The sequence below is a fragment of the Chryseobacterium sp. SSA4.19 genome, assembly GCF_022601875.1.
Taxonomy (GTDB): Bacteria; Bacteroidota; Bacteroidia; order Flavobacteriales; family Weeksellaceae; genus Chryseobacterium.
In genome coordinates this window covers 1-18684 of sequence record NZ_JAKVIP010000040.1, presented here as the reverse complement: position 1 = coordinate 18684, position 18684 = coordinate 1, and the positions used below count along the sequence as shown (strand labels likewise).

15 protein-coding genes and 1 pseudogene are annotated in these 18684 nt (G+C 35.7%); 9 read left to right on the top strand and 7 right to left on the bottom strand.

Annotated elements, in window-relative coordinates:
- Window positions 1-303 precede the first annotated feature (303 nt).
- Together MKJ01_RS18990 and MKJ01_RS17960 are read left to right on the top strand one after the other, a co-directional pair.
- Window positions 304-456 (top strand): annotated as a pseudogene (locus MKJ01_RS18990) (IS5/IS1182 family transposase); the annotation flags it as partial.
- Window positions 457-462: 6 nt separating this feature from the next.
- Window positions 463-954 (top strand): hypothetical protein, encoded by a 492-nt coding sequence (locus MKJ01_RS17960; protein WP_241615573.1) that lies wholly within the window; start codon window positions 463-465, stop codon window positions 952-954.
- 518 nt (window positions 955-1472) lie between these two features.
- On the opposite strand, the gene MKJ01_RS17955 is transcribed toward MKJ01_RS17960, so the two are convergent.
- From MKJ01_RS17955 to smpB, 5 genes are all read right to left on the bottom strand, one after another.
- The gene (locus MKJ01_RS17955; protein WP_241615574.1) at window positions 1473-2444 is read right to left on the bottom strand and encodes a glycosyltransferase family protein; all 972 of its coding nucleotides are present in this window, start codon (window positions 2442-2444) and stop codon (window positions 1473-1475) included.
- Window positions 2441-3268, bottom strand: coding sequence for a UDP-2,3-diacylglucosamine diphosphatase (locus tag MKJ01_RS17950; protein ID WP_241615575.1), 828 nt, complete (start codon window positions 3266-3268; stop codon window positions 2441-2443). The genes MKJ01_RS17955 and MKJ01_RS17950 overlap by 4 nt, the downstream gene beginning before the upstream one ends.
- Window positions 3269-3325: 57 nt before the next feature.
- On the bottom strand, window positions 3326-4066 hold the full coding sequence (locus MKJ01_RS17945) for a YebC/PmpR family DNA-binding transcriptional regulator (RefSeq protein WP_241615576.1): 741 nt from the start codon (window positions 4064-4066) through the stop codon (window positions 3326-3328).
- Window positions 4067-4159: 93 nt separating this feature from the next.
- Window positions 4160-5644: an OmpA family protein gene (locus tag MKJ01_RS17940; RefSeq protein WP_241615577.1), complete on the bottom strand. Its 1485-nt coding sequence runs from the start codon at window positions 5642-5644 to the stop codon at window positions 4160-4162.
- Between the two features lie 77 nt (window positions 5645-5721).
- Window positions 5722-6180 (bottom strand): SsrA-binding protein SmpB, encoded by a 459-nt coding sequence (smpB, locus tag MKJ01_RS17935; RefSeq protein WP_241615578.1) that lies wholly within the window; start codon window positions 6178-6180, stop codon window positions 5722-5724.
- 118 nt (window positions 6181-6298) lie between these two features.
- Here smpB and MKJ01_RS17930 point away from each other — a divergent pair, with 118 nt between their 5' ends.
- Window positions 6299-7921 carry an ABC-F family ATP-binding cassette domain-containing protein gene (locus tag MKJ01_RS17930; protein ID WP_241615579.1) on the top strand — a complete coding sequence of 541 codons (1623 nt, stop codon included), beginning with the start codon at window positions 6299-6301 and terminating at the stop codon, window positions 7919-7921.
- Between the two features lie 71 nt (window positions 7922-7992).
- Here the strand turns inward: MKJ01_RS17930 and MKJ01_RS17925 are convergent, their stop codons facing one another.
- Window positions 7993-8808: a M48 family metallopeptidase gene (locus MKJ01_RS17925; RefSeq protein WP_241615580.1), complete on the bottom strand. Its 816-nt coding sequence runs from the start codon at window positions 8806-8808 to the stop codon at window positions 7993-7995.
- A 111-nt stretch (window positions 8809-8919) separates the two neighbouring features.
- Between MKJ01_RS17925 and recJ the strand changes: the two genes are divergently transcribed.
- The 6 genes from recJ (at window position 8920) to MKJ01_RS17895 (ending at window position 16001) form a co-directional block, all read left to right on the top strand.
- Window positions 8920-10632 (top strand): single-stranded-DNA-specific exonuclease RecJ, encoded by a 1713-nt coding sequence (gene recJ, locus MKJ01_RS17920; protein WP_241615581.1) that lies wholly within the window; start codon window positions 8920-8922, stop codon window positions 10630-10632.
- A 36-nt stretch (window positions 10633-10668) separates the two neighbouring features.
- Entirely contained in the window at window positions 10669-11253 is a 585-nt protein-coding gene (nadD, locus tag MKJ01_RS17915) for a nicotinate (nicotinamide) nucleotide adenylyltransferase (RefSeq protein ID WP_241615582.1), read from the top strand.
- Between the two features lie 11 nt (window positions 11254-11264).
- Window positions 11265-12059: a hypothetical protein gene (locus MKJ01_RS17910; RefSeq protein WP_241615583.1), complete on the top strand. Its 795-nt coding sequence runs from the start codon at window positions 11265-11267 to the stop codon at window positions 12057-12059.
- Between the two features lie 4 nt (window positions 12060-12063).
- Window positions 12064-12402 carry a DUF3817 domain-containing protein gene (locus MKJ01_RS17905; protein ID WP_241615584.1) on the top strand — a complete coding sequence of 113 codons (339 nt, stop codon included), beginning with the start codon at window positions 12064-12066 and terminating at the stop codon, window positions 12400-12402.
- A gap of 321 nt (window positions 12403-12723) precedes the next feature.
- Window positions 12724-14982, top strand: coding sequence for an outer membrane beta-barrel family protein (locus MKJ01_RS17900; protein ID WP_241615585.1), 2259 nt, complete (start codon window positions 12724-12726; stop codon window positions 14980-14982).
- A gap of 170 nt (window positions 14983-15152) precedes the next feature.
- Entirely contained in the window at window positions 15153-16001 is an 849-nt protein-coding gene (locus tag MKJ01_RS17895; RefSeq protein ID WP_241615586.1) for an alpha/beta hydrolase, read from the top strand.
- A gap of 190 nt (window positions 16002-16191) precedes the next feature.
- Here MKJ01_RS17895 and MKJ01_RS17890 read toward each other — a convergent pair whose 3' ends face one another.
- Window positions 16192-17946, bottom strand: coding sequence for a discoidin domain-containing protein (locus MKJ01_RS17890; protein WP_241615587.1), 1755 nt, complete (start codon window positions 17944-17946; stop codon window positions 16192-16194).
- Window positions 17947-18684 lie beyond the last annotated feature (738 nt).

The window sequence follows — 18684 nt, the reverse complement described above, 5'->3', positions numbered from 1 at the left end:
TAGGATGAGCTATTAGGGTTCAAAAGGAAGCTTATTTAAGCTCTTTTCCGCTTTAAAATTATAAATTTATTTCAGATGAATAACAATCGCACGTAACTTTATTTGCTTCAAATTAATTGTATTTTTTCTATTATATTGCAAACTTATACCGCTAATGCGACAGAACTTGTCGTGTTTAAAATTTGTTTATGAAGTTTTTTAAACTTATTTAGGAAAAAGTTCCGAGAAAATTAGCAATTTTGGATTGCAATTTAAAAGATTAATAATCTGGAACTCATCAGCAAAGATAAAATAGAGAAATAGATTTCACCCCATCTAAGCAAAGGAAAAAGAGGATTTCCTACGAAGTTTGATCTGGTAAAAATAATTCAGACCATTATAAAACGGCTGAAAACCGGTTGCCAGTGTCGGGAAACTTCTATAAAAGACTATTTCGGGGAAGAAAAAATAAGCTGGCAGAATGTGTATTATTATTTCAATAAATGGAGCAGGGACGGCAGCTTCAGGAATATTTGGGTCCATCTTCTGAATCGTAACAGGAGATTGTTGGATCTCTCGTGTGTTCAACTCGACGGTAGCCAGACCTGGTGCAGAATGGGCGGAGAGTCAACAGGGCACCAAAGCAGAAAATCTGCAAAAACCAGCAATATGATTTTTCTTTGCGACAATCGTGGTCAAATGCTTTCTATGGGAAATCCCAGAAGCGGAAATCATCACGATTTATATGAAATAGAAGATGTTATAGGCGAGATCATTGAAATTTTGTCCGAAGCAGAAATCTCTCATGCAGGTCTTTTTTTGAATGCTGACTCGGGATTTGACAGTGAAAATTTAAGACAGAAATTAGAAATGGAGGAAATAACGGGTAACATCAAAACCAATCCCCGAAATAGAATAACAACAGATAATGATTCTTATTTTGATGAAAAACTGTATGAAAGCAGATTAAAATAGAGCAGGCAAATGCCTGGTTAGACGGCTTCAAAGCTTTACTGATAAGATTTGAAACATTGGATATTACCTGGAAGAGCCAGCACTTTTTGACATTTTCCTTAAGACTAATCAAAAGATTAAAAGTTTAAACAACTTCATATTAAATTCAAAAGTTTCATCATTATTATTCAGAAACAGTTTTTTTAATCGTGATATAACCACCGTTTTCACGGTCTTTAATTTTCATAAATGTTCATCTGGGAAAAACCGGGCCTCCCGGACACTGTATACCATTGCAGTTGACAAACCCGCATGGCGGTAACTTAGGATCACAACACGAGATGACGCATGAAGGGGTTTTATCTCCTGCATACAGATTTTTCAAATCATTTTTAATTAGGATTCTACATTTTTTAATTTCTAATTTTTTCATTGTAATTATTTTGGGATTAGTAAAATTTAACTCTATTACCATAAATATAACAATTATTTGTCTTAATAACATTAATTCACGGAAATATAAATGAAAATACTAATGGTCAGAAAATTAGAACTTCGTTCAATAATATGGTTTCAATATCATCAGGATAATTTACCTGAAGATGGGCATCAGAGTTTACCCAATTTTCAATTTCTGTCTGATCTAAAATTTTAGAATTTGGAATTCCCATTTTATCCAGTGCGCAGGCATTGCATTCTTGTTCATATTGATTATGGATAGGAATGACAAATAATTTCTTATCCATAAAAAGAGCTTCCGCAGGAGTTTCAAAACCTGCATTGCATAAAATACCTTCACAGTGTTCAAAGCATTTTAAATACCGGACTTCATCAATAGGAAATATTTCAACATTGTTTTCTTTAAACATGATGGTAGTGTATTTTGAGAAAACTTTCCATTCCACAGGAATCTGCTTTAAGACTTTAATGATATTTTCATCCGAAAAACTTGGCAGATAAACCAGATAGAACCCTTTTTTCTCAGGGTAAAGATTTCTTATTTTTTTCCTAATAACCGGCTTTTTAATCTGAGGGTGATAATTTTCAAAATGAAAACCGATATATTTATGACTGGGCACATAATATTTCAGAATCAGTTCTCCGAAAAAATCTTTTTTATCAGGTTTCGGGGTTTCTTTAAAGAGCATGGATGCCTGATGGCTTAATTCGATCATCGGATGTTTTCTAAATTTACAGGCCCAACCCGTTAACGGTTCGTAATCATTAATAATCAGATCATAGTCTGACAATTCAATTTCTCTTATGATCTTAAGCGCTTTCAGAAAATGATTGTCCGTAAAGGTTTTTCTATAAGATAGACCTCCTGTTTTATTATAGAGCAGTGAAATTCCCTGATGGTGGAAGTCAATACTAAAATCAGCCTTTAACTGAGACTGATGTCCGCTGATTAAAGTATCCACTTCAGCATATTTTTTAAGAATAGGGACGATTTCCTGTGCACGTGCTACATGTCCGTTTCCTGTCCCCTGGAAGGCGTATAAGATTTTCATTTAGTAAAATTGGTTACCATTTTTAATAGCTGAGTATGATCAACCTCCTGAATCTCCTCTGCATCATCGTCTTTTAAAAGATGTTTGTGATCTTCATAATAAAAGATTTTCCATTCATGCTCATTATATTCCAGGGCAGAAAGATTTTCAATCCAGTCACCGGAATTTAAATAGGTACACGAACCTTTCTTATTAACAACTTCACGGATCTGAGGTTGATGAATATGTCCGCAGATTACATAATCATACTGATTGTCAATAGCAAGTTCAGAAGCAGTCAGCTCAAAATCACCGATGTATTTTACTGCTTTTTTCACATTGTTTTTAATTTTTTTTGAAAATGAATATTTTTCTTTTCCCATTTTCTCCAAAAACCAATTGACCATATTATTGATTACAATTAAAAGGTCATATCCCTTGCTCCCCAGTTTCGCAATCCATTTGGAATGCTGTACCGAAGCATCAAAAACATCTCCGTGGAAGATCCATGTTTTTTTATTATTAATATCAAGACAGATTTTATTGCAGACTTTAAGTTTGCCGAGCTGGAAATCGGTAAACTTCCGGAACATTTCGTCGTGATTTCCGGTGATGTAGTACACATCGGTATTTTTAGTAGCCAGTGAAAGGATTTTCTTGATCACTTTCAAATGGGGCTTAGGGAAGTAAGACTTTTTGAATTGCCAGATATCGATAATATCACCGTTCAAAACCAAAGTTTGAGGCTGAATAGAATTGAGATATCGTAATAATTCTTTAGCCTTACATCCGTAAGTTCCTAAATGAACATCCGAAATAACAACTAATTCAACATTTCTTTTCATAGTTTTATGCAAAGAAACTAATTGAAAATTAACTGTATATGAATGTTATGTTATTTTTTATAAAGAGTCCATCAGCTCTTCAGTAATTTCCATATTATGATAAACGTTCTGTACGTCATCATCTTCTTCAAAACGTTCAAGCATTTTCATATTGACCTTAAACTGTTCTAGACTTACTTCTTTGGTATTGTTTGGGATTCTCTGAAGTTCCGCGCTTTTCGCCTCAATTTTAAGTTCATCCAGTTTATGGGAAAGTGAACCGAAATCTTCAAAGGCAGTAGTGATCATTACTTCTTCTGTATCTTTTTCTACATCTTCTGCACCGCCATCGATCATTTCCATTTCAAATTCATCCCAATCCATTTTAATCTGAGCCAAATCGATGGTGAAAATTCCCTTCCTGTCAAAGATGAACGCCAGCTCACCATTCTTACCCAGGTTACCGTCAAACTTATTAAATACGGCCCTTACATTGGCAACTGTTCTGGTCGTATTGTTTGTAGTACATTCAATGAAAAATGCTACGCCTCCCTGTCCGTATCCTTCATAAGTAACCTCTTCATAATTTTCAGCATCTGCACCGCTTGCTTTTTTAATGGCTCTTTCTACATTATCCTTCGGCATATTAGCTCCTTTTGCATTCTGGATACACCTTCTCAATGCTGGATTTGCTTCGACATCAGGACCACCTGCCTTTACTGCCAATGCGATATCTTTACCTATTTTAGAAAAGGTTTTGGCCATTTTATCCCATCGGGCCATCTTAGATGCTTTTCTATATTCAAATGCTCTTCCCATTTTAAATTTTTAATTTTCAACAAAATTAATTAAAAGTCTACGAAAAAAAAATACCCTCAGAAATCTGAGGGTATTATATTGAGAAAAATTTAATTATTTTTTCTTTTTAACTACTTTTTTCTTAGCAGTAGCTTTTTTCTTAACTTTTACAGGAGCTGGATCTTCGTAATCTCTTTTCTTAAGAGACTCCCACTGAGCCGCATCTTCAATAGCAGTTACCACTACTTTTCTGTCTACTTGTCTTTCAGCATCAGAAGCTGTTGCAGGAACAGTAGCTTTAGCTTTACCAACACCGATAGACTTAAGAGCATTAGCATCTACACCTCTTGCATCTAAAGCAGCAACTACAGCAGCAGCTCTTTCTCTAGATAATTTAAGGTTATAAGCTTCAGATCCTTTAGCATCAGTTCTACCTTCTAATAGATAGTTACCTTTGTCAGTTTTAATTAATTCAGCAGCTTCATCTAAAGCAGCTTTAGATTCAGCTTTAATAGTAGCTTTATTAAAGTCAAAAAATACACTTCCTAATTTACCTTCTACTTCAATAGCAGTTTGTTGTTTAGGCTTAGGACACCCGTTGTATTCAGGAAGACCTGGAACAGTAGGACAAGCATCATCTTTATCTAAGATACCGTCACCATCTGTATCTGGCCAAGGACAACCATTGTTTTCAGCAGGACCTGCTACTGTAGGACAAGCATCATCTTTATCGATTACACCGTCACCGTCAGTATCCGGCCAAGGGCATCCGTTGTTTTCAACCGGACCAGCCACTTCTGGACATTGGTCATCTTTATCTGGAACTCCGTCACCGTCAGTATCAGGACATCCTTGGAATTCCGGTAATCCCGGAGTATCTGGACATAAATCGTCTTTATCTAAGATACCATCCTTATCTCTGTCTCTGTTCCCAAATCTGAAGTTAAGGGAAGCAGAAGCCTGCCAGAAGTTAGCCACGTTAGATTTATCTGCTGGAGTAGCAACATAGTCACCCTGAACACCTAAACCGAAGTTTTTAGTCAACCAGAAGTTAACACCTGCACCTGCAGCAACAGTAAAGAAGTTAGCTTTACCATTCTCGTTACCATTTTCGCCATTAGTAACCATGTTTCCATTAGCATCCATTCTAGGGAAAGTAAGGGAAGTATAGTCATGTCTTAAATAGTTAGCACCTACTCTTAAATACGGATCGAACCAAGATTCTTCATCCCATAAAAGTCCTGCAGCTTTAGCCTGGAAACCAAGACCTGTCATCAACATGAATTCTTTACCCATGTTAAATCTCTTGTTCTCAACATTTCCTACAGTAGTCTGCCAGTCAATAACCAAACCTTTACCGATGTTTCTTGCAACTGTAAGTTTAGATAATGGTGGAGTAATAGAGAAGTTGTTCATATTGAACATTGTCTTCGTCAAATTTTTAGCAGCAAAAGTATTACTGAAATTACTTCCCTGTGCCAAATGGTTTTCCGCATGAGCACCAACTCCGATTAACCACGGATTGTTGGTAGTCTGAGCGAACACAGTAGAAGCAACAGTAAGTGCCAATGCTGAAATTCCTAATTTTAGATTTTTCATAGAATTAAATGATTAAATAATTGATAATGCAAAATAAATATAATTTTTCTTTATAAACAAAGTTTTTCAGATGATTTTTAACTTTTCTTTAATATTCTGTCGAGGGTTCGTTTATTTTCTCTATCTTTTATGCTTTCCCTTTTATCATAGAGTTTTTTACCCCTTCCCAGTGCTATTAAGACCTTCGCTTTTCCCCTGTCATTGATGTATAATTTAAGAGGAATAATTGTGTTTCCGGCATCTTTCAACTTCTTCTCAAGTTTCTGCAGTTCTTTTTTGTGCAACAGCAATTTCCGTTCCCTTTTTGTTTTATGATTATAAAAAGTGCCCAATTTATATTCATCGATCATCATATTAATAATGTATAATTCACCGTCAATAAACTGACAGAATGCTTCTGTAATTGAAGCCTTTGAAGAGCGTAAAGATTTAATTTCGGTACCGGTCAACACCATTCCGGCTTCCGTTTCTTCGAGAATTTCATATTCAAACCTTGCCCTCCTGTTTACTATACTGACTGTCTTTTCAATCTTCATTTTAAATTTCTTTTTATGAAATATATAAAAAATACCCCATATTTAAAAACTTGAATATTACATTATTACGAAATACCCAAATTCTTTTCGTATTTTTGCGCCAAATTTACAAAACTATATGTTAACAGTATCTAACTTATCTTTACAATTCGGGAAAAGAGTTCTTTTTGACGAGGTAAACATTATGTTTACGAAAGGAAACTGCTACGGGATTATCGGAGCAAATGGTGCAGGAAAGTCTACATTCCTTAAAATATTAACAGGCAAGCAGGATCCGACAACTGGGCACGTATCTTTAGAACCTGGAAAAAGAATGTCGGTTCTTGAACAGGATCACTTTGCTTACGATCAATATACGGTTCTGGAAGCTGTTTTAAGAGGTAATAAAAAATTATTTGAGATAAAAGAGGAGATGGATGCGCTTTATGCAAAAGAAGACTTCTCTGATGAAGATGGTATTAAAGCAGGAGAACTGGGCGTTATTTATGATGAAATGGGAGGATGGACAGCAGAATCTGATGCTCAGACCATGCTTTCAAACGTAGGAATTACAGAAGACATGCACTGGCAGCTGATGGGCGAACTGGAGAATAAGGATAAGGTAAAAATCCTTTTGGCGCAGGCTCTTTTCGGAAACCCGGACGTACTGATCCTGGATGAACCTACGAATGACCTGGATATCGAAACGATTTCCTGGTTAGAGGATTTCCTGGCTGATTATGAAAACACGGTAATTGTGGTTTCTCACGACCGTCACTTCCTGGATACGGTGTGTACCCACATCGGCGATTTGGATTATGCTAAACTGAACCTGTATACAGGGAACTACTCTTTCTGGTATCAGGCTTCTCAGCTTGCTACGAGACAAAGAGCCCAGGCTAATAAAAAAGCAGAGGAAAAGAAGAAAGAGCTCCAGGATTTCATCGCAAGATTCAGTTCCAATGTTGCCAAAGCAAAACAGGCAACAGCAAGAAAGAAGATGATCGATAAACTGAATATCGATGACATTAAACCCTCTTCAAGAAGGTACCCTGCCATTATTTTTGAAATGGAAAGAGAGGCGGGCGATCAGATTCTGGATGTAAAAGGTCTTGAAAAAACGAAAGATGGTGAATTGCTGTTTTCCAATGTTGACCTGAATCTTAAAAAGGGAGATAAAGTAGCTGTTCTTTCTAAAAATTCATTAGCAATTACTGAGTTTTTTGAAATTTTAGCCGGCAACACCGAAGCAGATAAAGGAAGTGTAGCATGGGGTGTTACAACAAACCAATCCCATATGCCTTTAGACAATACAAAATTCTTCCAGGAAGATATCAGTTTAGTGGATTGGTTAAGACAGTTCACGAAAAATGATGAAGAGCGTCATGAAGAATTTATGAGAGGATTCTTAGGAAGAATGCTTTTCTCAGGAGATGAAGCTTTAAAATCATGTAAGGTACTGTCAGGAGGTGAAAAGATGAGATGCATGTTCAGCCGAATGATGCTTCAGAAGGCGAATGTTCTTTTATTGGATGAACCGACCAACCACTTAGATCTTGAAAGCATCACGACTTTGAATAACTCATTGTCAAACTTCAAAGGAAATCTTCTATTGGCATCTCATGACCACGAAATGCTTTCAACAGTGTGTAACAGAATCATTGAACTAACTCCGCAGGGAATCATCGACAGAGAAATGACGTATGACGAATATCTTGCTGATAAAAAGATTAAGGAATTAAGAGAAAAAATGTATTCTTAGAATACATTTATTAATCATAAAAAATCCTCAGGCTGAATTTAGTCTGAGGATTTTATTTTAATGTCCTGTTGTTATTTTGTCAGTTTTGTAGTTGGTAGTGTAACCGTTCCCGGATCTTTCCATAATCCGTCTTTTTCAGCTTTCTTTTTAATGGCTTCAGCCCTTTTGTTGCTGTCGGGGTGAGAATTGAACATTTTCTGAAATCCTGACTGGGCAGAACCGCCTTCAGAAAGAAGAGCTAATTTTTTAAATGCAGTATATGCCCCCACTACATTATAGTTATTCGCTTTCATAAAATTATAAGAATAGGTATCAGCTTCAGACTCCTGTTTTTTACTGTGGGAAGCATCAAGAAAAGCATTGGCTATTTTTCCCACCTGGCTGTCATTAAGTGTAGCTACTGTAGATGAAGCTGCAGAAGCTGCATCTAATGCCGCCGCTTTCAGATAAGCTGTTTTCATGGCATCTTTGGTATCCTGATTCTTAACGTGTCCTATTTCATGACCGATTACAGCTAATAACTCACTATCCGTCATGATATCCATTAAAGAAGAAAAGACACGAACGCTTCCGTCAGCGCAGGCAAATGCATTAATATCTTTTACTTTGTAGACTTTATAATTAAGATTGAGCCCATCCTGGGTTTTATGTTTCCCGAAAAGCCTGTTAAGCCTTACCGTATAAGGATCTTTCGGGCCTGCCACCGGATTATTCTTATCCATCCACTCTACCGATTCTTTAGAGAGCATGATAGCATCCTGATTGGTAAATGTTAAAGCTTTGGCACCGCTGGACACAATACCGGCCGCTTTTCCAAGATTGATTTTTTGTGCATCTGCAAAATGCATTGCCCCGATGAGAACCAGGCAAAATGTGATTTTTTTCATAAATTTTATCTCGAATTTGGACTGCGAAGATAATTATTTTTTAACAATCCTGAAATCAAATCTTACAGTTCAGGATTTCAGAATGCTGTTTTTTTTCCTTATTTTTGTGAAATGAGTCAAAAATGGATTTACAAGCCTGAGCCCGATGAAGAGATTGTGGATGGATTAAGTTCGTCACTTGGATTTGGCACTTTTGAATCTAAACTTCTCGTTATGAGAGGAATTGACAATTATCAAAAAGCCAGGGAATTTTTTAAGCCGAATCTTACCGACATCCACAACCCGTTCTTAATGGCAGATATGCAGAAAGCTGTGGAACGGATTGCCACTGCAATTGAAAACGGTGAAAAAATACTGGTATACGGGGATTATGATGTTGATGGCACTACCGCTGTTGCCCTGATGTATTTATACCTTAGTAAAATTGTTCAGAAAAAATACCTGGATTTTTATATTCCGGACAGAAATTCTGAAGGCTACGGTATTTCAACCGAAGGAATTGACTTTGCCAAGGAAAACGGATTTTCATTAATCATTGCCCTGGACTGCGGGATTAAAGCATTGGATATGATCAATTACGCCAAAAGCATTGAGATTGATTTCATTATCTGTGACCACCATTTACCCGGAGAGGAAATTCCGGAGGCGGTTGCCGTTCTGGACCCGAAAAGACGTGATTGCCGTTATCCTTTTAAGGAACTTTCAGGATGCGGAGTCGGCTTTAAACTTTGCCAGGGTCTGAATACCATTTATAAACTTCCCGAAGCAGAACTGTTTGAGTTAACCGACCTGCTGGCTATTTCTATTGCCGCAGATATTGTATCGATGACCGGTGAAAACAGGGTGTTGGCGAAATTAGGATTAAAAACACTCAGAAAAACAAGAAATCTCGGATTGAGGCTGTTAATTCCTGATGACAAGCTTTCTCATTTTGAAATATCCAATATTGTTTTTGAAATTGCCCCGAAAATAAATGCTGCCGGGAGGATTTCACACGGAAAAGCTGCCGTTGAGCTGATGGTTTCAGACAATCTGAAACACGCCCATCAGATCGTAGGTGATATCATGGACCTTAATGATGAAAGGCGGGAACTGGATATGAACTCCACCCTTTCTGCTCTTAACCAAATAATTGAATCTCAGCAGGAAACAAAATACACCACCATCGTATACCATCCTGAATGGAATAAAGGTGTTATCGGCATTGTGGCTTCAAGACTTATTGAAACCTATTACAAACCGACCTTGGTTTTCACAGACGGGAATAATGGTGAAATGGTCGCTTCCGCAAGATCCGTATCGGATTTTGATGTACATGAAGCTCTGGACATGTGCTCTGAATATTTCCTGAAATTCGGTGGGCACCATGCCGCTGCAGGACTTTCCATGGAAAAGGATAAGTTCAGTGCCTTTAAGGAAAAATTTGAAAAAATAGTCTCAGAAAAAATTAAAGAGCACCAGAAGGAACCTTGTATTACAATAGATTCTGAAATTCAGATTGACGACATCAACCGGGAATTTATTAATTTCCACCGTAAGCTTGCTCCATTCGGACCTCACAATATGAAGCCTATTTTGGCATTAACCAATCAAAAGCTTTCCGGTTATATTAAAACAATGGGTAAAGATAACAATCACCTGAAATTTTATATCAGACAGGAATCTACAGGACGGAATATTGAATGTGTAGGCTTTAAGCTGGGCCAGTTTGCGGATGATTTCAGAAATAAACATTTTGACCTGGTATTCACTCTGGAAGAAAATCATTGGAAGGGTAATGTAACGCATTATCTCAATATCAAAGATGTAAAATTCAGGGATTAGACTTTTATTGACCTGTTAAATTTATGCTTAAGCACAATGAAAAAAATCGGTTTATTTTTCGGTTCATTTAATCCTATCCATATCGGACATTTAATTCTGGCTAATTATATTCTGGAAAATTCAGATATGGATGAGCTCTGGTTTGTCATAAGCCCTCAAAATCCTTTTAAAGACAAAAAATCTTTATTAAAAGATCATAACAGACTGGATATGGTACAGCTCGCCGTTAAAAACTATCCGAAAATGCGGGCTTCGAATGTAGAATTTTCACTTCCGCAGCCAAGCTATACGATTGATACGCTTACCTACCTTCGTGAAAAACATCCTGACTATTCTTTTAGTTTAATTATGGGTGAGGACAATCTGCACAGCCTGCACAAATGGAAAAATGCAGATCTTCTGCTTAAAAATTACCATATCATTGTATACCCGAGAATTTTTGAGAATGAAAAGAAAGATTCAGAATATCTTCAACATGAAAATATTTCTTTAATAAAAGCTCCTGTTATTGAACTTTCCGCGACAGAGATCCGAAACATGATCAAAAGCGGAAAAAATGTACGACCAATGCTTCCGACGGAAGTCTTTGATTATCTGGACGGAAGTAGTTTTTATAAATAGCTTTATGATTTATGAAATCATTTATTCTTTTTTTGTTTTTGCCGGTTAATTCTCTTTTTTTCGGACAGATAATTTCTAAAGAAGATTCTGTGAACGCCCAGAGAGAAAATGAGATGCAGATAAGACTCAATGAGATACTAACGTACCAAAAGGAGCAATGTACAAAAGATTCACTAATTGCCGTTCGTGATGCTAAAACTGTAAATAAGTACTTTATCAGTAATATTGCACCTAATGGTTCTGATTTTCCCGCCAATAAACAATTAGAAGCTTATTTAGAGAAACTTGGTGTAGTCTGGGGTGGAACATGGATGGGAAATTGCACCGGAAGGTACTCTGCAAATTCATGCTATTATCACTATATGAATGAATTTACAGAGCAAAAGTTCGGTAAAGAAACAATACAAAATATTATCCGGAAATCAATTCTTGATTATATAGAAAAACATCCCTCTATACTTTTTGAATATAATGATCATTTGGATTGGTTATATGAAAATAATGAAGTTGCGGCTAATCAATTGATCAATCAACTTTTCTATAAAAAACATAAGTCTCCAAAAGGATATCAAAGATCACAAAATAAAGATTCTTTTACTACCGTATATCTCTTCTATGACGATGAATCTCACCGCTTGAAGCTTGATCATTTTACACATCAGACATCAGACATGAATGCCCATAAATTCATTCCCTATTTTGAGCGAAAGATCACAGAGTTTATTAATTCTCCTATCTTTGTACTTTCAGAAAATGCCAGGCGGCATAAAGGTATGAAAACGTCGTTTATCATTTATTATCAATAATTCAATGAAATTCATCGAAATTTTTTTCTCTAAATATCCTCAGGAAAAAAACATTAAATGGTTTAAGCAGATTTGTCTGGCTGAAGCGATATCGTGGCTTTTCCTGTTTACGGCAATGATCTGGATCCGTACAGCTCCGGAAAATATTTTTGCGATTGTTTACATCAGTACCATTGGTAGTATCCACGGATTGTTTTTTACACTATACTTATTGTTTTTACCCGCAATAAGAAAAATTTATGCATGGGATGATGAGGATTATGTTTTCGCACTTATGTCCGCTTTTTTTCCTTTTGCCACCATTTGGGTTGATAAAAAACTTGCCCGATTTGACAGGGAATAAAATATTGAGGATCTTTTTTTAGATCCTTTTTTTATGCAAAGAAAATCTGATTTTCATTCTAAATTTTAACCTACTCAAATTTTTATTTGTCTTTTTTCTTGAAAGATGTAATGAAATTTGACTATCAACTGTCTTAATAAATAGCAAAGAGAAATTATTTAAAAATCCACATTGTTTTTTTTAACTCTGAAAATCAAATACTTAAACCCAATTTAAAAACATTTCAAGTACTTTGTATTGCATGCTACTATATTTATTATATATCTTTGCAATATAAAATAATAACAAATACAAGCTATTAAACTCTCTAAACTTACTCTTATGAAAACTCAAATTCTTATTGCAGCTATATTCTTCAGCGGACTGACCTTCGCACAGGAAAAAAAACAAGATTCTGTAAAAACAAAAAGTATAGAAGGCGTGACCCTGACCAAGCAGGTTTTCAAAAAACAAAGCGACCGCTTTGTATATGACGTTGCCGCATCGCCTGTCACAAAAGGAAATACAACGTTTGATCTTTTGAAGCAGACTCCTCTTCTATCTACCACCGATGATAAAACCTTAAAAATCGCAGGAAAAAATAATGCATTGATTTACATTAACGGAAGGAAAACCAATATGGATGCAGAGTCGTTGACACAGTTCTTAAAAAATACTCCGGCAGAAAACATCCAGAAAATAGAAGTGATTACCGTTCCGGGTAGTGAGTTCCAAGTAGAATCTTCAGACGGAATTATCAATATCGTACTGAAAAAGAAAATGAGCAACGGGACCAGCGGAAATATGAGAATGTCTAATTCACAAAATAAATATAATGCAAGCTCAGCAAGTTTTTCATTGAATTACAGGAAAGATAAACTGGGAGTTACGGCTAATGTAAGCGGCGGAGAAAATATCAATCCGCAAGCTTATGTACTTAAAAATGGAACTGATAAAGTAAGAAATGAATCTGTCGGAAATATCGACGATCCCAACAAAAACCTTGGTGGTTATTTAAATATTGACTATCAGTTAAACGACAAAAGTAATCTGGCACTTTCATGGAACTCATGGGCCAATAAAAGCTATAATTCTACTATCAATCTGTTCAATACCATTACAGAATATGACAAGAATGGAAATTTAACCTCAACCAAATATACCAGAACAAAGAATAAAGAAGATGCCCGAAATTATAACAACTCAGTTAATTTAAATTACGAAATAAAATTAGATTCCTTGGGAAGTAAATTCAATGCTAATGCGGCTTATCTTATTTATAAAAGGTTTCAGTTTTCCGATAACAACACCCTTAATTTAGCGAATATTGAAAGTCTGCCAACACCAGATATAAAAATTACGCAGAATATTCCGCAAGTGGTAAACAACTTTTCTGCAACAGTAGATTACATTCAGAAATTTAAAAATGATTTTACCTTTTCTGCAGGAGGAAATTTTAATAAAACAAAAACAGATAACGACACCAAAAATTTCACGTACCTGTATGATAATAATGGAAATATACTGGCCCCGGACTCAGATTTTAATCACTTCGTTTATAACGAAAATATTTACGGAGCGTATATCACTCTTGAAAAGAAATTCTCTGATAAATTTTCAGGAAAAGTGGGTGCGAGATACGAAATCACGAACAGTTTAGGTACTGCAGACAGTTTTAAAAATAACGTAGCAGGTCAACAAAAAATTGAGCAAAATTATAATAATTTACTCCCTTATTTAAGTTTCAATTATGCCATCAATGATAAGAATAACGTCTCTTATTCATTTTCAAGCAGAATGAGAAGACCAAGTTTCTGGGAACTGAACCCGGTAAAAAATATTATTACTGAAGATAATTACACTCAAAATAACCCTTTTGTAAAAGCATCTTCCACATACAATCAGGAATTGACGTATATGTATAAAAGCTCTTACTTCGTGATTTTGAATCACTCTTACGAAAAAGACCAAATAACGCAGGTTCCTTTACAGAGAAAATATATAGATGATAAAGGCGTGCAAAGAGTAAAACTGGCGTATATCAGAACCAATTTCGGTGACAAACAGGAAATGTCTGCAATGTTGGGAATTCAGAAATCGTTATTCAAACAATATGTGACGTTGAATTTCAATGCGGGAGTTCAGCACAATATCAATAACGGAACTCTGAATACAGATCCTACTACAGGACAGGTTTTCGATACGTATGTTAATAACAGAAAATCAACTAGTTTCATCGTTACCAGTAATAATACCATCCGTTTGGACAAAAAGAAAACATGGTTCTTAGGCGTAAATTATTTCTATGTTGATAAACAGCAAATCGAATTGGGAATGTTGAAAAGCCTGATGAGTTTAGATTTAAGCATCAAGAAAAACTGGAACGACTGGACTTTTGCATTAAATGTGAATGATGTTCTAAGAACCAATATTGTAGAAATCGAGGATTATCAGGATAACGGGAACTACAACTATATCAAAAACGACCAATTCAGAAGAAATATGACCGTAAGCATTACTTATTCTTTCGGAAACAGTAAAGTGAAAAAAGTAAGGGATATTGAGGCAGCTTCGGATGCCATCAAGAACAGAACGAGATAAATCAACTAATCAATCATTTCTTCATAAATTATTTTGTTATCAGCCTGCCGAGTGATCGGCAGGTTTTTTTATTTTAAATTTCTAATTTAACCAGTTAATAAAACATGCACAATAATTGTTTCCATACTACTGATTTAAAAATATTTTTTCCAATTAACCAGAATATACCAATGAAAAAATTAACACATATTTTCCCGATTCTGCTTTTATTACTTTTTACAGGCTGTGGACAGAAAACCATAGATCTGAACAAAGATTCTTCTTTCAAAATTGGGAAAGACGTTTCATACGGAACGGAATCTGACCAGAAAATGGACATTTATACTCCTGAGAAACTTGCTGGAAAAAATATTTTTATCATTATTCACGGTGGCGGATGGCGTGGCGGCAATAAATCTCAGCTCACTTTTTTCACTTATTCTTTAATGAAAAAATTCCCGGAGAATATTTTTGTGAGCATCAATTATCGCTTGGCTTCTTCGAGCCGTTTCGCCCTGCCCAACCAAACTGATGACATTGAAAGTGCTATGGCTCATATAGAAAAAAGATTAACATTTAAACCTCATTATATTCTTCTCGGGAATAGCGCAGGCGGACATTTATCAATGCTTTATGCTTATCGTTTTAACCGGAATAAGGATATAAAAGCGGTTGTCAATATTGTCGGGCCGGCAGATCTTAATGATCCCGGATTTAAAAATTATGACGATTATGCTTTCTTAGAAAAACATCTTATTGATCCTAACGTCATTAAGAGTAATATTTCATTAATGAATTTTGGAAGTCCTACCTATTGGATCAATACAACCTCAACGTCTACACTTTCATTTTACGGAACCCAGGACTACGTTGTTCCTTTATCACAAAAAAGAATTCTGGATTCAGCCTTGGTTAAAAATAATGTGTATCATGAATCTTATGAATTTAACGGCACACATACCTCATGGGAAAATGAACCAAACTCATCTTTTTTAATTGATAAAATTGATCTGTTTCTGAAAAAGATTGACAAAAAATAAACGCCTGATTACTCAAAACGTTATAATTCTTTGTGTATGGGAGCATTAATATCCTAAGACGTTTTGGTCCTCTCAAAGCAGAATGTAACGGAGCAACCATCTTATCATCTATTGATTTCGTTAAGTTCCAGAAACATGATGTTGTTCAAAAATAAACCTCCCAAAGTGAGAGGTTTAGAATATTTTGATTTTATTCTGACTTAAAAACTTCTGTTCTTTCCGAAGTGCCATTGGCATTAAACGCCTCGATCTGAAAATAATAAGCATCCGTTCTGTCTGCTCCGGTAAAGAAATATTCATTTTTACCGTATACCATAATGCTTCCGTACAGCTTATCCGGAGATTTGCCCCAATAGATCACATAACCGTCGGCTTCGGAATTCTGCTGCCATTTCATCCAGATGCTTCTTCTTTCACCATACTTTTTAGGATCAGCTCTCAACGGAACGAAATTCTGTACTTTTGCCGGAACAGTTCCTGCACCTTTCCCGAAAACCCGGAATCCGCTTAATGCAAATTTTCCGGTTGGCATTTTCAGGTTTTCCATTTTTAGGAATTGTGCCCTGGCCGGTTTTTCCAGTTCTACATAATCGTGAGGAACATCTTTTGTATTTTTGCTTTTGTCGACAATTACTTTCCATTTTTTGCCGTCATCCGAACCATAGATTTTATACTGATGCATTTTGCCCAGCGTTTTTCCCATGAACTCAGCATCCTGGTCAGCATAATTAATCTGGATCGCATTAATCGTGGAAACTTCCCCTAAATCTGTCTGGAACCATTCACCGGAATTTCCCGTTTTTGCACTCCAGTACGTTTTAATATCTTCATCCACGGCATAATTGGAATGATACCCTCCTAAAGTTGACGAAACCTGAACCGGTTTATTATAATTTAATAGCATCCAGCCTGCGAAAAGTCCTTTTGAGAAATCTTTTCCTTGTGCATATTGCGGAAGATACGTCGGATAATCGCCATACGCAGTGTTGCAGTACATTACATCATCCTTATCAAATCCGGCCGGCCAGATCCCCAGCCTTCTCTCAAAATTATTTTTTGTGGAAATAAAAATCGTTGAAACATGCCACCAGTTTTTATAGTTGTCCTCAAAAGTCGCACCATGCCCTGCCCCTCTGGCAAAACCACCAGGCTTATAGGAAAACGGATTGTGCTGCTGGTATTCAAACCCTTCCAACGGATTATTGCTGACATATACGCCGTCGGAATATCCACTGAATTCTGTTGCGGGTGCACCATACTGCATATAATATTTGTTGTTGTGCTTCGTCATCCAGGCTCCTTCAACAAAAGGCTGCAGGAAGACATTGTCATTATATTCCCCGAATCTTTCCCAGCCGTGGTCTTCAGGTTTCAGCCTCAAAATCGGTTTTACAAAACCTTCTGACTGTAGTGTTTTCACTTTTACTTCCGTTCCCAGCAACGGCCATTCATTGCTGGATCCCCAATACAAATACAGTTTGTTCTTATCTTCATCGTAATGAAATGCAGGATCCCATGCTCCTACTTTTAATGTATCCACTGCAATCTTCCAGTCGTCCTTTGTGGGATTCGTGCTTTTCCAGATCGGGAAATCCTGCTCCCAGGTCGACCCGAAGACATATAGGGTATCTTTCATAGCCCAGACGGCAGGTGCATTCAGATCATGGATGTATTTTTTATCCCGTAGAAATTTTCTTTTTACAAATTTCCAGTCGAGCATGTCATCACTGTACCAATATCCTTCCTGGTTGGTAGAAAAAAGGAACAGCTTGTTTTTAAAGTTGACAATCACCGGATCTGCGGTAGCCCGGTGCTTTCCCTGCTTTGAAAAAACCTCGAACGGCGTATATCCGTAATCGATATTAATCGGGTTACAAAATGTCTTCTGCTGGGCATTCAAACCAATACCTAACAGAAAAGTACATAAAAATAAATACGTCTGCATCTTCATAATTTTTTTACTTTACTCACAAATTTACTTAAACTTTTTGGGGTTTCTTGTACTTCACTATGTGTGATATTTAATTGAATAAAGAATTAATAAAACAGAACTTTTTTAAAACTTGAATAAAACAATTTTTATTTATCATTTTGATTGTAAGATTATAATCTCACTTTACTATTCCAGGCAAATTATATCTTGAAAATAATGTTTAACTAAAAATATATAAAAAATAAACCAGAATAGGAAATTCCTATTCTGGTTTAAATATTTGAATTATCAATACGTTCAGTAATAAAATTTATCATTTATCTTCTAAATCTAACTAGTTTAGGCTATTTTGAAACACTTATTACTAATTTGGAATATTACCCATGTAATATCTACCACTTAATAACATAAGTCAAAACTCCCCAAATTACAAATGCTATTATAACAATTGAACCGATTAGAATATCTTTTTTTTCTTCTTTGTCAAAATCTATCTGATGTGCTAAATCTTGTTTTTTTATACTAAATTTATAAATAAATATAAACCGTATTATGCTACCCACAAGAGCAATCATATTAATATCCAATCCCATTTAATTATTCATTTTCCATTGTTTTACTAATAGCAGTTTTTGTAGCTGCTTTAATTCCTATTTTTAGACCTATATTGGCTGTGTAATCTTCCCCAAAAACCGGAACATTTAAAGATATAGTTTTTAAATTTGGGATAGATATGAAAAACAGTAAATT

What these genes read in the sequence shown, in the direction of transcription:
- MKJ01_RS17905 (WP_241615584.1), top strand. Translation starts at nt 12,064, where the DNA reads ATGAAATTCATCGAAATTTTTTTCTCTAAATATCCTCAGGAAAAAAAC.
- MKJ01_RS17955 (WP_241615574.1), bottom strand. Translation starts at nt 2,444, where the DNA reads ATGAAAATCTTATACGCCTTCCAGGGGACAGGAAACGGACATGTAGCA.
- MKJ01_RS17910 (WP_241615583.1), top strand. Translation starts at nt 11,265, where the DNA reads ATGAAATCATTTATTCTTTTTTTGTTTTTGCCGGTTAATTCTCTTTTT.
- MKJ01_RS17890 (WP_241615587.1), bottom strand. Translation starts at nt 17,946, where the DNA reads ATGCAGACGTATTTATTTTTATGTACTTTTCTGTTAGGTATTGGTTTG.
- MKJ01_RS17945 (WP_241615576.1), bottom strand. Translation starts at nt 4,066, where the DNA reads ATGGGAAGAGCATTTGAATATAGAAAAGCATCTAAGATGGCCCGATGG.
- MKJ01_RS17930 (WP_241615579.1), top strand. Translation starts at nt 6,299, where the DNA reads ATGTTAACAGTATCTAACTTATCTTTACAATTCGGGAAAAGAGTTCTT.
- MKJ01_RS17940 (WP_241615577.1), bottom strand. Translation starts at nt 5,644, where the DNA reads ATGAAAAATCTAAAATTAGGAATTTCAGCATTGGCACTTACTGTTGCT.
- MKJ01_RS17895 (WP_241615586.1), top strand. Translation starts at nt 15,153, where the DNA reads ATGAAAAAATTAACACATATTTTCCCGATTCTGCTTTTATTACTTTTT.
- smpB (WP_241615578.1), bottom strand. Translation starts at nt 6,180, where the DNA reads ATGAAGATTGAAAAGACAGTCAGTATAGTAAACAGGAGGGCAAGGTTT.
- recJ (WP_241615581.1), top strand. Translation starts at nt 8,920, where the DNA reads ATGAGTCAAAAATGGATTTACAAGCCTGAGCCCGATGAAGAGATTGTG.
- MKJ01_RS17950 (WP_241615575.1), bottom strand. Translation starts at nt 3,268, where the DNA reads ATGAAAAGAAATGTTGAATTAGTTGTTATTTCGGATGTTCATTTAGGA.
- MKJ01_RS17925 (WP_241615580.1), bottom strand. Translation starts at nt 8,808, where the DNA reads ATGAAAAAAATCACATTTTGCCTGGTTCTCATCGGGGCAATGCATTTT.
- nadD (WP_241615582.1), top strand. Translation starts at nt 10,669, where the DNA reads ATGAAAAAAATCGGTTTATTTTTCGGTTCATTTAATCCTATCCATATC.
- MKJ01_RS17900 (WP_241615585.1), top strand. Translation starts at nt 12,724, where the DNA reads ATGAAAACTCAAATTCTTATTGCAGCTATATTCTTCAGCGGACTGACC.